The organism is Stenotrophomonas sp. 112478_Sma (assembly GCF_056479905.1).
In genome coordinates this window covers 101,830-117,474 of record NZ_CM151072.1, presented here as the reverse complement: position 1 = coordinate 117,474, position 15,645 = coordinate 101,830, and the positions used below count along the sequence as shown (strand labels likewise).

Below are 15,645 nucleotides of genomic sequence, written 5' to 3'. Positions count from 1 at the left end.
GCGTGAGTGCTGGCACGCTGGTCCTGCCTCCCGAACTGCGAGCGCGCCTGCGCGCGCTGCGGTTGCGGCCACGTCTGGCCAGCGGCGCGAGCGGCATCGGCCAGCACGCGAGCCGCAGTCGTGGCGCCGGCCTGGAATTCGCCCAGTACCGCGCCTACGAACCCGGCGATGAACTGCGCCAGATCGACTGGAAACTGTACGCGCGCTCGGACCGCTTCTTCGTGCGCGAGTCGGAGCGCGAAAGCCCGATCACGGTATGGCTGCTGCTCGATGCCACCGCATCGGCCGGCCAGTCCGACCGTGGCGCGCCGGCACGCAGCCGCCTGGATCACATGCGCATGCTGGCCGCCTGTGTCTGCGAGCTGGCACTGCAGCAGGGCGATCATTTCGGCCTGCTGACCGTCACCGGCGACGGCCTGCAGCTGGTAGCCGCAGCGCAGGGCGCACGCCAGCGCGACCGCGTGCACCTGCAACTGCATGCCCTGCAGCCACGAGGCGGCTGGCCCGCCCGTGACACGCTGCGCCCGCTGTGGGAGCGCGTTCGCCCGGGCGACCTGCTGCTGGCCATCGGCGATGGCTTTGATGACGCCGGCATCGTGCTGCTGGAGCAGCTGGCCAGTGCACGCCGCGAGGTACTGCTGCTGCAGGTGCTGACCGCCGACGAGCGCGACTTCCCGTTCGATGCCGGCCATCGGTTCCGCGACCCTGAAACCGGCGAGGAACTGCTCGGCGATGGCGCGGCGATCCGCGCCGACTACCTGCAGCGTTTCACCGCTGCACACACAGCACTGCACCTGCGGCTGCAGGCCAGTGGCATCGCCAGTACCACCGGCTGGCTCGATCAACCGGTGGACCAGCCGCTGCAGGCGCTGTTCGGCCGCGGGGGCGGCGCGTGAGCCTGCTGTTTCCGCTCGGGCTGGCCGCACTGGCGGCGTGGCTGCTGCCGCTGCTGATCCATCTCGCGCGTCGCCATCCCTACACGCCGCTGGACTTCGCCGCGCTGCGCTGGCTGCGTGCACGGATCCGCCCGCGCCAGCGCATCCGCTTCGATGACTGGCCGCTGCTGCTGGTGCGGTTGCTGCTGCTTGCCGCGCTGGCCGTGCTGCTGGCGCGGCCGGCATTGACCGGACCGGCGCCGGCTACCGGCGCATGGACGGTCGTCGCACCCGGTCTGGATGCGACCGCGCTGCATGCCGGCGCTCCTGCCGGCGACGACAACTGGCGCTGGCTTGCGCCCGGATTCCCCACCATCGACCAGCCACCACCGGCCACGGATGTGGCCCTGCCCAGCCTGCTGCGCGAACTGGATGCGCAGCTGCCGACCGGCACCGCGCTGACCGTGCACGTGCCTGATCCGCTGGCCGGCCTCGACGGCATGCGCCTGCAGCTCTCGCGGGCGGTGCAATGGCAGACACATCCCCGTGCGACCGCTGCAACGGCCGCGCCCACCCCGCTGCCGCAACTGCGCATGCACGCTGATGCCCCGGCCGCAGCACAGCGCTGGCTGGCTGCGCTGCAGCGCGCATGGGGCACCCGATCACCCGCGCCCGCCTTGCCTGCGGATGCGCTGCCCGCTTCGGGTGAAGTCGGTGTCTGGAGCCGCGCCGATGCGCTGCCCGCTCACTGGCAGGCATGGCTGCAGGACGGTGGCAGCGTGCTGACCGCCGCCCGGCCGGCAGCGGATGCACGCCCGCTGCTGCGCGACGCCGAAGGCGCGACGCTGCTGTGGCAGCAGCGCGTTGGCCACGGCCGCCTGCTGTTCCTGCCCGGCGAATGGAATGCCGCAGGCAATGCCGCGCTGCGCGATGCCCGCCTGCCGCACACCCTGCTGCAGGCGTTGCAACCCGCGCCACCGCCGCGCTCAGGCGATGCGCAGGATCACGCACCGCGCCAGGTCGCCCTGCCGGCTGCCACGCCTGCCGTGCGTGAGCCCACCGCCTGGCTGCTGCTGGCCATCGTGTTGTTGTTTGCACTGGAGCGCTGGATGGCCAGCAGCGCGCGGCGGAGGCTGCCCGCATGACGATGCTGCAACGCGCCTGGCAGCGCGCACGGCGCCGCAGCGGCGCCATCACTCTGCTGCTGGGACTGCCGTGGGCGCTGGCCACGACCACACTTGCACTGCGCCTGGGCGGTTTCGATATCGCCTGCATCGTTGCTACCGCCACTCTGCTCGCCTGCACAGTGCTGGCCACGGTCCGTGCCCGCCGCCTGGACCGCCACTGGGTGCAGCGCCGGCTTGACGGCAGCGGGGCCAGCGAAGACAGCGCCGACCTGCTGTTCGCCGATCCTGCCGCACTCAATCCGCTGCAGCAGCGCCAGCGCGACCATGTGCAGGCCGCGCTCGAACGCGCCATGCCGGAACTGCGTCCGCGCTGGCCGCGCGGCGCGTTGCTGCTGTGCTGGGTCGGAGGGATCGCCGTCGCACTGCTTGCGTTGGGCTGGCCACGGTCCGGTTCGTCCACGCTGGGCGTGTCCTCGTCGCGCCCCGCTGCCCCGGCAGCTGCGGGCCCGTTGCAGCTGCAGTCCGCCCGCCTGCGTATCGAGGCTCCGGCCTATACGGGTCAACCACCCCATAACCAGAACGCACTCGATGCCAAGGTCGCCGCCGACAGCCGCCTGTCGTGGTCGCTGCGCTTTGATCGTGCGCCCCGCAGCGCATGGCTGCAGTTCCACGATGGCCGGCGCTTGCCGCTGAGCGAGCGCGACGGCCACTGGCAGGCGCAGGATGTGGCACGTGCACCGGTGCTGTACCGCGTGGTCAGCGAACCGGCATTGGCCACGACACGCCTGTACCGCCTGGACGTGGTGGCGGACCGTGCCCCGACCGTACGCGTGCTGGAGCCCGCTGCCAGCCTGGTACTGGGCACGCCCGGGCAGCGCCAGTGGGCACTGCGCTTCGAGGCCAGCGACGATCACGGCGTGGCCACGCAGGCCCGCCTGTCGATCACCCTCACCCAGGGCAGCGGCGAGAACATCACCTTCGTCCAGCGCAGCGTGACGCTCACCGGCAGTGGCGAAGCAACAGCGCGACGGTTCGCTCACACGCTGGATCTGGGTGCACTGGGAGCGCAGCCCGGCAACGATGTGATCGCCCAGCTGGAGGTGCGCGACAACCATGCCCCGACACCCCAGACCGGCCGCAGCAGCAGCGTGATCCTGCGCCTGCCCAGCAGCGAGGCGGTGCTGGGCGCCGAGCTGGAAGGCCGCATCAAGAAGACCCTGCCGGCCTACTTCCGCAGCCAACGGCAGATCATCCTCGATGCGGAGGCGCTGATCCGCCAGCGGCGCAGCCTGGCCGCCGATGACTTCGTCAAGCGCAGCGACGCCATCGGCGTCGACCAGCGCATCCTGCGCCTGCGCTACGGCCAGTTCCTTGGTGAAGAGAGCGAAGGCGCACCGAAGCCGCCGCCGACCAGCGACCTGCCGACCAGTGACGCCCCCACCGCAGACGACCACGGCGACGATCACGACCATGATCATGACCACGCGGCGCAGCCGCAGACCGGCGACCACGACGCGCATGGCCACGACCACGGCGGCAACGCAGGCAACGCCGATACGCCACCGGTGTTCGGCAGCGCCACGGACGTGCTGACCGAGTATGGCCACACGCACGACCACGCCGAGGCGGCGACCCTGCTCGATCCGCAGACCCGCGCGACGTTGAAAGCGGCACTCGACCAGATGTGGGCCTCCGAAGGCGAGCTGCGCCAGGGACGCCCGGAGCAGGCGCTGCCGTACGCCTACAAGGCACTGGGATTCATCAAGCAGGTCCAGCAGGCCGAACGCATCTACCTGGCCCGCGTCGGCCCGGAACTGCCGCCGATCGATGAGGGCCGGCGCCTGGGCGGCGACCGCGCCGGGCTGGCCAGCCGACAGCTGCCACTGACGGCACGCACGGCACCGGACCCGGCCATCGTCGAGGCCTGGCAACGACTGGGGGACGGCGACGGCACGCCGGATCTGGACGCGCTGGCGGGCTGGCAGCAGCGCAATGCGACCTACCTGCCCGACGCGCTCGACCTGGCGGCCGCCATCGAACAGCTGCGCATCGAGCCGGGCTGTGCCAACTGCCGGCAGCGCCTGCGGGCACAGCTGTGGAGGGCGCTGCAGCGCCCCGTGCCGCAGGCCACACGTCGCAGCACGGCCGATGCGATGGGGCAGCGATACCTGGATGCACTGGAGGCGCAGCCATGAACCTGTCGGCACCGGCTCTGTGGGTCGCGCTTGTCCTGGTGCTGATCGTGTTCGTCGCCAGCGCGCGCCAGCTGCGCGCACCGGCGCGACCGCGTGGCCCGCTGTTGGCCGTGCTCGGCCTGCAGGTCATCGCCGCTGCACTGCTGTACGCATGCCTGCTGCCGCCCGCACGGCAGCAGCCCGCTGCGGGCCTGGTGGTGCTGGGTGCCGATGCCGGAAGGGCCAGCGCGCAGCCGGCAAGCGAGGGACCGCTCATCCTGTTGCCCGAAGCCGCCCAGGTGCCGGGCGCGACGCGTGTGCCGGACCTGGCGACCGCGCTGCGCCAGCATCCCTCGACGCGGCTGACCCTGGTCGGCGCCGGCCTGGAGGCACGCGACCGCGACGCCACGCTGCCCGCGCAGGTCCATTGGCAGGCACCGCCCGCCCCTCGCGGCTGGACCGCGCTGCAGCTGCCCGCGGATGTCGCCCCTGGCGCGCGCTTCGACGTGCAGGCGCAGGCCCGCGGCGTCCCCCGCGCACAGGCTGAGCTGCTGGACCCGGCTGACACGGTGATCGACCGCGCCCCGCTGACCGAGGACGGACGGGTACGACTGAGTGGCGTGGCCCGTGCCGAAGGCCGCAGCGTGTTCCGCCTGCGCCTGCTGGATGGCGAAGGCCATGTCGTCGATACCGTTCCCGTACCCCAGCAGACCCTGCCGGCCACGCGGGTCCGCCTGCAGATCCGCGCCGGCACGCCGGGACCCGAACTGAAATACCTGCGACGCTGGGCCACCGATGCCGGCATCGACGTGCAGATGCAGGCCGACACGGGCGCCGGCCTCAGCATCAGCGAAGGTCAGGTCGGTCTGGACGCGGCATCATTGGCGCGCACCGACCTGCTGCTGCTGGACGAGCGCAGCCTGGCCACGCTGGGGAGTGGCCAGCTCGCAGCGGTGCGCCAGGCCATGCACGAGGGCCTTGGTGTGCTGGTCCGCAGTGCCGGCGTGCCATCGGCCGGAGCGCGGCAACGCCTGCGTGAGCTCGGCCTGCCCGTGCAGGGCGATGGCGCCAGCCGCAGCGTCACGCTGCCCGGCGATGGTGACAGCGCGATGCTGGCAGCCCGACGCGGTCCGCTGGCGTCCGGCACGCTGCCCACCCGCGATGGCGAAGAGGCTGATCGTGATTCGCATGCCGCCGCGCTGCCCACCTTGGAACAGCTTGCCCTGCAGGTGCCTGCCACCACCGCACTGCTGCACGACCGCAGTGGCGCTGCCATCGGAGGCTGGCGCGATGCCGGCAAGGGCCGCATCGGCCTGCTGCCGCTGACCGACACGTGGCGCTGGGTGCTGGCCGGCCGCGACGATCGCCATGGCGAGCTGTGGAGCGATGTGGTCGGCACCCTGGCGCGCGCGCAGGGTGGCAGCACCGCGCCGTGGTCGCCGCAGCCGATTGCGTGGGCCGGGGAACGACAGGCCCTGTGCGATGTGCAGGCGCCGTTGCAGGTGTTCGATGCACAGGGCGCGTCGGTGGCGCTGATCGTGGACGGCGGCACCGGCAGCGCACGCTGTGCCGGCTGGTGGCCACGCGAGGCCGGTTGGCACCGGCTGCAGCAGGGCGAACGCTCCTACTGGCGCTATGTGTTCGACAGGACGGATGCAGCGGCGCTGCACCGGCAGGGAATGATCGATGCGACGGCACAGGCCCTGGCCACCTCCGCACCGGTCAAGGCACAGGCGACACAGCCCGTGCCGGGATCACGCTGGCCATGGTGGCTGGCCTTCGTGCTGTGTGCGTCGCTGCTGTGGTGGCTGGAACGGCGGCCGCCCGGCGTTGCCCGTACGGCATAGCTTCCCCCCATCCTTCGCTCACTTCAGCGGCGGTGCACCACCGCAACCCTCCTGCTGCGCACAGAACTGCAGCGCGCGACGCTGCTGTTCCGCGCTCAGTTCCGGCGGTGGCCGTGCGATGGCGGACTGGATCTGATCCGGCCCCCCGGTGATCTTGTTCAAGCCCTTGCCCGCCGCCAGCAAGCCCTTGACCACACCCATCATCACGTAGCCGCCGGCCATGCTTACCTGCTCGGGCGTCGGCGGTTCACTCCAGTTGCGGCTGAAGCGGTTGTTCTCGATCTTCACCGGGTTCCTGAAGCGGTACAGATCCAGTGGCTGATCGTCTTCAGGCTTCAGCGCGCGCACTTCGCCGAGGGTGGTGACGTTGCCCTGCGCGGGCGTGCCTTCGGGGGTCACGACAGGCTCCGGCAGTGCGGCGACGGTCTGCCCGGGTTCGGGCACCACCGATACGGGTGATGGCGCCTGCTGCGCCTGCGCGGTACCGGCCAGCACCAGGCCGGCCAGAAGTGCTCCCTGCGTTGCTCGTCGTGCCACCCCTACCGCCCCTGTTGGTTGCGTCCTTCGCCTGAGGATACGGATGGCGGCTTCAGATTTCGTTGGAACGGCGCGCGCTGTTCAGCCCGCGCTGAAGTGGACTGCACGTCCGCGCCCGCGAGGTGCACCTGTCATTTGTTCGAGGCGAGCCAGCCCGTTGTTCCGGCGCGCGCGGCAGGCGTTTCACTGGATTCGACGTCCGGCTGCCGCCCGCGCACTGAACGGTTCACTCCGTCCCGCTGCGGGGTCTCACATTCTGAGACCCATCTGTGGTGCCATGTGCCCCCCTGGAATCCGTGCACCCATGGCCTACGAACTCGCCAAGCGCACCGCCGACGCGGAGCAGCAACTCGCGACCCGCGACGGTCTCCCCGCCCGCGACGGTGCCCTGCTCAGCGCGCGCCTGCAGCGCCGCTACCACGACCGCATCACCGGCAGCTTTGCCATCCCCGGCCGCGAGGGCCGATATGCGCCCATTCCGGAATCGGTACCGCCGGCCCTTGCCGCCGCATTGAAGGCACGTGGCATCGAACAGCTGTACAGCCACCAGGCCGAGGCCTGGGAGGCCAGCCAGCGCGGCGAGCATGTGGCCATCGTTACCCCAACCGCCAGCGGCAAGTCGCTGTGCTACACCCTGCCGGTGGTCAGCGCGGCCATGCAGGACAACGCCAAGGCGCTGTACCTGTTCCCCACCAAGGCGCTGGCGCAGGACCAGGTGGCCGAACTGCTGGAGCTCAACCGCGCCGGCGATCTCGGGGTGAAGGCGTTCACCTTCGATGGCGACACGCCCGGGGACGCGCGGCAGGCGATCCGCCTGCATGGCGACATCGTGGTATCCAATCCCGACATGCTGCACCAGGCGATCCTGCCGCATCACACCAAGTGGGCGCAGTTCTTCGAGAACCTGCGCTACATCGTCATCGACGAAGTGCATACCTACCGCGGCGTGTTCGGCAGCCATGTCACCAACGTACTGCGCCGGCTCAAGCGCATCTGTGCGTTCTATGGCGTGCAACCCCAGTTCATCCTGTGCTCGGCCACCATCGGCAATCCGCAGGCACATGCCGAGGCCCTGATCGAAGCACCGGTCACCGCCATCACCGAGTCCGGTGCGCCCAGCGGACCGAAGCAGGTGCTGTTGTGGAACCCGCCGGTCATCAACCCGGACCTGGGCCTGCGTGCATCGGCGCGTTCGCAGAGCAACCGCATCGCCCGCATCGCGATCAAGTCCGGCCTCAAGACCCTGGTGTTCGCGCAGACGCGGCTGATGGTCGAAGTGCTCACCAAGTACCTGAAGGACATCTTCGACCACGATCCGCGCAAGCCACCGCGCATACGCGCCTATCGCGGCGGTTACCTGCCCACCGAGCGTCGCGAGACCGAACGCGCCATGCGCGCGGGCAGCATCGATGGCATCGTCAGCACCTCGGCGCTGGAGCTGGGCGTGGATATCGGCAGCCTGGACGTGGTGATCCTCAACGGCTATCCGGGCAGCGTGGCCGCCACCTGGCAGCGTTTCGGCCGCGCCGGACGCCGCCAGCAGCCCGCGCTGGGCGTGATGGTGGCCAGTTCGCAGCCGCTGGACCAGTACGTGGTACGCCATCCGGACTTCTTCGCCGAAGCCTCGCCCGAACATGCGCGCATCGCCCCGGACCAGCCACTGATCCTGTTCGACCACATCCGCTGCGCGGCCTTCGAGCTGCCGTTCCGGGTCGGCGATGGCTTCGGCCCGATCGATCCGGAGGTGTTCCTGGAAGCCCTGGCCGAGACCGACGTGGTCCATCGCGAGGGCGAGCGCTGGGAGTGGATCGCCGACAGCTATCCGGCCAACGCGGTGAGCCTACGCGCGGTGGCCGACGGCAACTTCGTGGTGGTCGACCGCAGCGACGGCCGCCAGCAGATCATCGCCGAGGTCGATTACTCCGCCGCCGCGCTGACCCTGTACGAGGGCGCCATCCACATGGTGCAGTCCACGCCGTACCAGGTGGAGACGCTGGACTGGGAGGGGCGCAAGGCCTACGTCACCCGCACCCACGTGGACTACTACACCGACAGCATCGACTTCACCAAGCTCAAGGTGCTGGATCGTTTCGACGGCGGCGTGGCCGGTCGCGGCGATTCGCACCACGGCGAAGTGCACGTGGTGCGCCGCGTGGCCGGCTACAAGAAGATCCGGTACTACACCCACGAGAACATCGGCTACGGCCCGGTCAACCTGCCCGACCAGGAACTGCACACCACCGCAGTGTGGTGGCAGCTGCCGCAGGCGCTGCTGCTGCGTGCGTTCGCCAGCCGGCAGGACGCGCTGGATGGCTTCCTGGGTGCCGCCTACGCGCTGCACATCGTCGCTACGGTGGCGGTGATGGCCGACGCACGCGATCTGCAGAAGTCGGTCGGCAATGGCGACGGTGCATGGTTCGCGGTTGCCGACCAGAGCGGCCGCGGCCAGCTGCGCGGCAGCGATGGCGATCCGGGCGCGGTCGAGCTGCTGCAGGTGTTCGTGCCGACCGTCTACCTGTACGACAACTTCCCGGGTGGCGTCGGCCTGAGCGAACCCCTGTGGCAGCGCCAGGCGGAGCTGGTGCAGCGCGCGCGCGAACTCGTGCAGCGCTGCGACTGCACGGCGGGCTGTCCAGCCTGCGTCGGCCCAGTACTGGCGGCGCAGGAGGAGGACGAGACCTCGCCGCGCGCACTGGCATTGCGCGTGCTGGACCTGTTCGATGCCGACGCCTGCCAGCACGTGCCCGATGCGGTGCCCGCCACCCGTGGCGCCGTGGAGCTGCTGGCACCGTGAGCCTGAGCCTGGACAAGCTGCGTCTGCTGCGGAAGCAGGCGGGCGACCCGAAGGCCGGGCCGCCGGCTGTCACGGCGGCGGCGCCCGCAGCGGTCGTCCCGGCAGCGGCCAATGATGCACGGCAGCCACCGGCCGAACGCTCGGTATTCGCCTGGGTTGAACAGGAGATCCGCCACAAGCCGACCGGCCCGGCCGTCATGACACCCGCCCCCACCACGCCACCGTTGCGGCAGCCCCACGTCGGCAGCCTGCATCGCCTGCTGGGATTGCGCACACGCGGCAGCGCAGCGCCCGTGCACGCGACCGCACAGGACCGGCGGCTGCCCGGCGAGGAGATCGCGCCAGGCCTGTTCCTGATCGAATCCCTGCAGCCGCAGCCGGTTCCGAAGGTTCCCCTGTCGCTGGCGTTCGCCCGGCGCGAGAACGAGCACGTGGCCGCGCACGACCTGCTGTTCTTCGATACCGAGACCACCGGGCTGGCCGGCGGCACCGGTACCCGCGCCTTCATGATCGGTGCTGCCGACTGGTACACCTGCCCGCAGCGCGGCGAAGGCCTGCGCATCCGCCAGCTGCTGATATCGACGATGGCTGCCGAAGAGGCGATGCTGGCCACCTTCGCCGGCTGGCTGCAGCCCTCCACGGTGTTCTGCAGCTACAACGGCCGCAGCTACGATGCGCCCCTGCTGAAGGCGCGCTACCGGCTGGCGCGCCAACGCGACCCGATCAGTGCCCTGGATCATGTCGACCTGCTGTATCCGACCCGCCGCCGCTATCGCGGCACCTGGGAGAACTGCAGGCTGTCCACCATCGAGCGCCAGCTGCTGCGCGTGATCCGCGAAGACGATCTGCCGGGATCGGAGGCACCGGGCGCGTGGCTGCGGTTCCTGCGCGGCGGCGACGCGGTGAACCTGCGCCGGGTGGCCGATCACAATCACCAGGACGTGGTGACCCTGGCCCTGCTGCTGCAGCGGCTGGTCCGCGAGGAAGCACAGGAGCGCGAACTGCTCGCCCTGCAGGCGCCGCCCGGCATGGCCTGAGCCGGGTCCTGCGCGTTCGCGGACGGTGTCACTTTACGACTGAATGCGATGGGGTTGGCAGAATGATGCCCTGCCGCTGGACCCCCAGGCGGCCCCGCCGGAGACTGGCGCGGCTCACGACACGGAGGTTCCATGAGCACCCAGGTCCCGGGCCCCCAGCTGCGCTCCCTTGCTGCCCTGCTGGCCGGCACGGAGGCGTCCAGCACGCTGGCCGGATTCCATGGCGAGGACCAGGCGGCGCTGCTGGCCCGGCTGGATGACGGGCAACTGGCCAGCCTGCTGCCGATGGCCCTGGGGTGCGACGGGCTGCCGCTCACGGATAGCGCGCGCCAGTGGGCGCACCGCATTCTCGACGCCGACGCGCAGCGGCAGCCCCGTCTTACCGTTGCGATCTGCGCCGCTGCACTGCTGCGCTTGTCCCGGCGCAGCACCGGTACACGGTCGGGCGCGCTTCGTCCGGTCGACGGCGTGGCCCTGCTTGCGCGCTGCACCGAGCCTGGCCACGAGCGGCTGCAGGCGCCCGCGCTGGCATTGCTGCAGCACTGCGGCCTTCACGCCGGGGCAAGCGTCGAAGCCGGCAGCGATGCACTGTCGCTGCTGGCATTGGCGCGCTGTGCCGGTGCCGACGGCAGCGGAACGCTGGCCTCGCTGCTGGACGCCTGCAGCGCGCACCCGCTGCTGCGTGATGAGCTGCGCCTGGTGGCGCACTGGCCGTTGCAGGACCTGTTGCGCCATGCCCGCATCGCCGAGCTGTACCCCACCGAGGCCGACATCGATCCGGCACCCGCCGATCTGCAGCCACTGAGCGAACACGACACCTACCTGCAGTTCGCCGAGCAGGCATTGCAGCAGGCAGCGCAGCGCCTGCAGGCGATCCACAGTGGCCAGGCGCCCTACATCGCTGACCGTGCCTTCAGCATCGCCGAAGCCGGTGTGCTCTGGCGTGCCACGCGCGCGGCACTGGAATGCGATGCGCCCTGGCTGCGGCCCTTGCTGGCGCAGGTGCTGCCACCGGTGTGCGTTGCCCCGACCGCCGCCCGGACCCTGCCCTCGCAATCGGTGGCTGTGGCGCTGGCCAAGGCGGTCAATGCGATGCCCACCCCCGAGGCCATCGCCGCGCTGGCGCTGGCGCGGTCGCAGGTGCGCCATGCCGGCATCGCGCGGAAGCTGGACCGCCATCTGGCCGCCGCCGAACGCCGCCTCGCACAGCGCCCGCAACTGCTGCTGCGCCTGCCGGTCATTGCCGCCGGCAGGCGCTCACTGGCCAGCCTGGCCCGTGCCCTGGAGGCCACGTTCGTGCTGGGCGGCGAGTGGGCACTGCAGGACTGGCGCGACGCGTGCCAGCAACCGGCATTGGCCACCCTGCTGCAGGGCCTGGTCTGGCAGCTCGCCGATGCGCGCGGGCACTGGATCGATGCGATGCCGGTGGACGGCGCAGAGGCGTTCGCCGATGCGCATGGCATCGTGGTCGCGTTGCAGGGCCGCAACCGCCTGCGCCTGTGGCATCCCGCCCGCAGCCAACCCCATCTGCGCGCCGCCTGGCGCGCGCGGCTGATCGAGCAGCGCTGCCGGCAACCGCTTCGCCAGGTGTTCCGCGAACACTATCTGGACGCCCGCGGCGAACCCGCCGATACCGCTGCATTCAATGGGCTGACGCTGTCGGTGGCGACCTTGGCCGGGCTGGCCCGTCGGCAAGGCTGGCACGGCGATGACAGCGGCCAGCTGATGTTGGCCAAAGGCCCGTGGCGGATCGGCTGGCAGCTGTCAGCACCGCTGTCGCATGGCCTTGCCGGTGAGATCCGCAGCGGCCGCGTCCAGTTCCAGCGGCAGCATCGCGACGCGTGGCAACCGGTGCAGGCGCGCGAGCTGCCCGCAGTGGTGGCGTCCGAACTGCTGCGCGAACTCGACCTGCTGGCCAGTACCTGCGCATGCGGTGGCGAGGGCATGCCACTGCCGCCGGCCCGCATGGTCCGCTTGCGCGGGCGCACCCTGGAGCATCTGCTGGCCGCTCATCCGCAGCGTGACCTGATGACCTTCCAGCGCCGCCATGTGCAGGTCGGCCACTACAGGCTGCACCTGGCCACCGCCCGCGCCAGCCTTGCCGGGCAGACGCTGGCCCTGCCGGACCTGCCGGCGCGGCCACGCCGCTGGCTGCCTTACGACGACGCCGTGCTGGCGCAGCTGCTGGGCCGCATCGAACAGCTCGCCGAACGGGTATTGACGCCCCCTGAAGCCCCGATCGATGAGACTGTCGGCTCCTGATGCGTGGAGGATCCGCGATGCGTTCCAGTCTCTGGTTGATGCTCGGTTGTACCCTGCCGCTGGCCGCCTGCAGCCATGCGGGCGGCAGTGCAGGCAGTGGCAGCAGCAGCGATCCTGCACCCCGGCCTCCGCATGTCGCAGGAAGCCCGCAGCGATGCAACCCGGAAAAGCTGGAGGGGCTGGCAGGCAGGACCGCCGACGAGGCCACGGTGAAGCAGGTAGTTCAAGCCAGTGGTGCACGCACGGCGCGGGTGGTGAAGCCCGGCATGGCGGTGACCATGGATTTCCGCGAGGACCGGGTCACCATCGAGGTCGACGCGCAGAACCGGATCGTGCGCGCCAACTGCGGTTGAGCCGCTAACGCCGGGCCGCGCCCGGCGGTTTCCATCCGCATGCACGTCGCTGGGCACGCCGGGCATGGCCCGGCGCTACCGCCGCTTCACAGCTGCTGGGCCTTGCCATTGGCCAGCGCACGGGCGATCACCTGCTGCGCCTGTCGCGAGGCCTGCTCGTGCAGGCGTGCCTGGCGTTCGCCGAGCGCGGCCTGCTGGCTGCCCAGCGCCGCCTGGCGGCTGGCCAGCGCGGCCTGCTCTCCGGCCAGCCGACCCATCTCGCTGCTCCGCCCCGACTGGCGTTCGTCATCACGAGCAGCCTGAAGGGCGCGCCGCGCTTCAGCGGCGGCCTGCCGCGCGAGCGCTGCATCGTCGACCGAGTCACGCGCGGCCCTGGCCGCTTCGGCCGCCGCTTCACGATTGATGTCATGGGCAGCCATCGCACTGCGCGCAGTGCGCATCGCATCCTGCGCGATCTGGCGTGCATGTTCGCTCTGCAACCGGCCCAGTTCGCCCTGCCGGCGGCCGAGCTCGCCCTGCTGGCGACCCAGCACGCTCTGCTGGCGTCCCAGTTCGCCCTGCTGACGGCCCAGTTCCGCCGCGCCGGCATAGGCACGTTGCAGTGACTGCACCAGCATCGGATCACGCACCACGTAGCGCTTGTCACCCTGGCGGAACCACAGTGCCGGTCCCTTGCCGAGCTGCCTGCGGGCCTGCGCCACGTCATCGATGCCGCCATTGGCGAAGGTCGAATCCCCATCCACCAGCACATAGGCCTGGCGCGGCGACTCGCCCAGATCCAACGTCCCGTAGGTGGTGATGGAGGTGCCGGTAGAGGTCATGCCGTCATGGTCCTCGTCCACGTCGGTCGCATCGTCGAAGGCCCCCACATCGGCATCATCGGGTCCGGTCACATCGTCCGGCCCGGTCACGTCAGCCGGCGGCGCGGGGGGAACCGGCACGGCCGGCAGGCGCGCCGACGCTGCCGGCGCCGGCGGTGCCTTCGGAGCCGGCGGCGGCGACAGGGGCTTCGGGGCTGCCGGCGGTGCGGGAGGCGCCGGCGGCACCGGCGCTGCGACCAGTCGCATCGGCGCCACACCCACCACCAGCACCACGGCGGTCAGGGCAACTGCGAGCACGCGCGGGCAGGCTTTGCGCGGCTGCAGCGAAAGCAGCCGGCGCTTGAGGCTGGTCGTGTCCGGCGCCGCACTGGCCACCCCCAGGTGCGGCTGCGGTGCAACGCCCAGCTGCAGCAGCAGACGCCCGTACGCGTGGCGACTGGCCCCATGCTGGCCCACCACCGCCTCATCCACCGCTTCTTCCCGGGCCTGGGCGTACTCACGCACCGACAGCCGCAGCAGCGGGTGGAAGAAGAACAGGTGCTGCGCCAGTGACGGCAACAATCCCCACTGCAGGTCACGACGCTGCAGGTGCTGCAGTTCATGGGTCAATGCCAGGTCCAGCGCGTCGCCCTGCAGTGCAGTGTCACCGGCCGGCAGCAGCAGCACCGGGCGCAGCGGCCCGACCAGCTGCGGCGCATCGATCTGTGCGCTCATCCACAGGCGCGGCGGGCGGCGAAGTCCATGCGCGTCGGCGGCCAGGTGCAGCGCCTGCACCAGCGCCGCGTCCTCGCAGGGATACGCGGCGGCCAGCAGCGCGCGGCAACGCCGCCACTCCGCCAGGGTGCGCCAGGCCATCAGCAGCACACCGGAGGCCCACAGCGCGGCCAGTGCAAGCGCCCACCACGCTGTTGCGGGCGTCGCCACGACCTCCACCGGCATCGTGGCCAGCAGCTGCGCGGAGCCTTCCGCAGACAGCGGATAGACCACATCGGCAGCGATATCGGCAGCGGTCATCGCCACCGACGGCGACGCGGGCAACCAGGGCAGCTGCACCGGCTGGCTCCACACCAGGCCGAGCACGGCCTGCAACGAAACCAGCCACCACAACCGACAACGCGTGGCGGCCGACAGCGACGGCATCAGCCGGCACACGGCATACACCAGCGCCACCAGCAGCACGGTCTGCAGGCTGGTCCAGCCCAGCCGTTCCAGCATCGGGATCAGCATCGTGGTGTCCATGGCTCAGCCCTCGTGGCGACGCGATTGGAGCTGGGCGACCAGCGCTTCCAGCTCGGCCAGCTCGTTGTCGCTGACCTGCTGGCGCTGCGAAAGATAGGCCACGAACGGCGACACCGAGCCCTGCAGGGTGTTGTCGACGAACTGGGCCACCGCACCCTGCAGCACGCTGTCAGGGCCACGGGTGGCCTGGTAGCGATACAGGCCTTCGTGCTGCCGTCGCTGCAGGTACCCCTTGGTGCGCAGCCGCTCCATCATCGTCAGCACGGTGGAACGGGCCAGCCCGCGCGCCTCGCCATAGCCGCTGGCGACCTCGCCGACACTGGCCGGCGCATGTTCATCGATGTACTGCAGCAGGGCCAGCTCCTGGTCCCCGATGGTTTTGCCGCGCATGACAGGCTCCCTTGACTACACGTGTCGCCACTGTCGGCGTGACGACACCTGTAGTCAACCCCCCGGAAGTCATGGGCCGACGAACGGTAGGGGGTTCAAGGGCAGCATATGCAGCCGACCCGGCAGCTGCTGGGCTGGGGACCGGCGAGGCCAGCACTGAGTCATTGGTCGATCCCACCCTGCAAATAT

11 protein-coding genes are annotated in these 15,645 nt (G+C 70.8%); 8 read left to right on the top strand and 3 right to left on the bottom strand.

From position 1 onward, the window contains the following. Window positions 1–2 precede the first annotated feature (2 nt). From ACZK08_RS00485 to ACZK08_RS00470, 4 genes are read left to right on the top strand one after another with little or no spacing between them, the layout of a single operon-like run. Window positions 3–896 (top strand): DUF58 domain-containing protein, encoded by an 894-nt coding sequence (locus ACZK08_RS00485; RefSeq protein WP_065182084.1) that lies wholly within the window; start codon window positions 3–5, stop codon window positions 894–896. Then, window positions 893–2,020: a BatA domain-containing protein gene (locus ACZK08_RS00480; RefSeq protein ID WP_065182085.1), complete on the top strand. Its 1,128-nt coding sequence runs from the start codon at window positions 893–895 to the stop codon at window positions 2,018–2,020. Before ACZK08_RS00485 ends, ACZK08_RS00480 begins: the two co-directional genes overlap by 4 nt. Beyond that, complete coding sequence (locus ACZK08_RS00475) at window positions 2,017–4,197, top strand: hypothetical protein (RefSeq protein WP_065182086.1); 2,181 nt, start codon at window positions 2,017–2,019, stop codon at window positions 4,195–4,197. Before ACZK08_RS00480 ends, ACZK08_RS00475 begins: the two co-directional genes overlap by 4 nt. Beyond that, window positions 4,194–6,023: a hypothetical protein gene (locus tag ACZK08_RS00470; RefSeq protein WP_065182087.1), complete on the top strand. Its 1,830-nt coding sequence runs from the start codon at window positions 4,194–4,196 to the stop codon at window positions 6,021–6,023. Before ACZK08_RS00475 ends, ACZK08_RS00470 begins: the two co-directional genes overlap by 4 nt. Window positions 6,024–6,041: 18 nt before the next feature. Here ACZK08_RS00470 and ACZK08_RS00465 read toward each other — a convergent pair whose 3' ends face one another. Next, on the bottom strand, window positions 6,042–6,560 hold the full coding sequence (locus ACZK08_RS00465; protein WP_065182088.1) for a hypothetical protein: 519 nt from the start codon (window positions 6,558–6,560) through the stop codon (window positions 6,042–6,044). A gap of 304 nt (window positions 6,561–6,864) precedes the next feature. Between ACZK08_RS00465 and ACZK08_RS00460 the strand changes: the two genes are divergently transcribed. The 4 genes from ACZK08_RS00460 to ACZK08_RS00445 all read left to right on the top strand — a co-directional run bounded on the left by ACZK08_RS00460 (window position 6,865) and on the right by ACZK08_RS00445 (window position 13,006). Continuing rightward, entirely contained in the window at window positions 6,865–9,354 is a 2,490-nt protein-coding gene (locus tag ACZK08_RS00460) for a DEAD/DEAH box helicase (protein ID WP_065182089.1), read from the top strand. Continuing rightward, a complete protein-coding gene (locus ACZK08_RS00455) occupies window positions 9,351–10,391 on the top strand; it encodes a ribonuclease H-like domain-containing protein (RefSeq protein ID WP_065182090.1) in 1,041 nt (346 codons plus the stop codon). The genes ACZK08_RS00460 and ACZK08_RS00455 overlap by 4 nt, the downstream gene beginning before the upstream one ends. A 132-nt stretch (window positions 10,392–10,523) precedes the next feature. Further along, window positions 10,524–12,653 (top strand): DUF4132 domain-containing protein, encoded by a 2,130-nt coding sequence (locus ACZK08_RS00450; protein WP_065182091.1) that lies wholly within the window; start codon window positions 10,524–10,526, stop codon window positions 12,651–12,653. Between the two features lie 17 nt (window positions 12,654–12,670). Then, complete coding sequence (locus ACZK08_RS00445; protein WP_065182092.1) at window positions 12,671–13,006, top strand: I78 family peptidase inhibitor; 336 nt, start codon at window positions 12,671–12,673, stop codon at window positions 13,004–13,006. Window positions 13,007–13,092: 86 nt separating this feature from the next. On the opposite strand, the gene ACZK08_RS00440 is transcribed toward ACZK08_RS00445, so the two are convergent. Continuing rightward, a complete protein-coding gene (locus ACZK08_RS00440; protein ID WP_065182093.1) occupies window positions 13,093–15,066 on the bottom strand; it encodes a M56 family metallopeptidase in 1,974 nt (657 codons plus the stop codon). A gap of 3 nt (window positions 15,067–15,069) precedes the next feature. Beyond that, on the bottom strand, window positions 15,070–15,456 hold the full coding sequence (locus ACZK08_RS00435; protein ID WP_053515971.1) for a BlaI/MecI/CopY family transcriptional regulator: 387 nt from the start codon (window positions 15,454–15,456) through the stop codon (window positions 15,070–15,072). Window positions 15,457–15,645 lie beyond the last annotated feature (189 nt).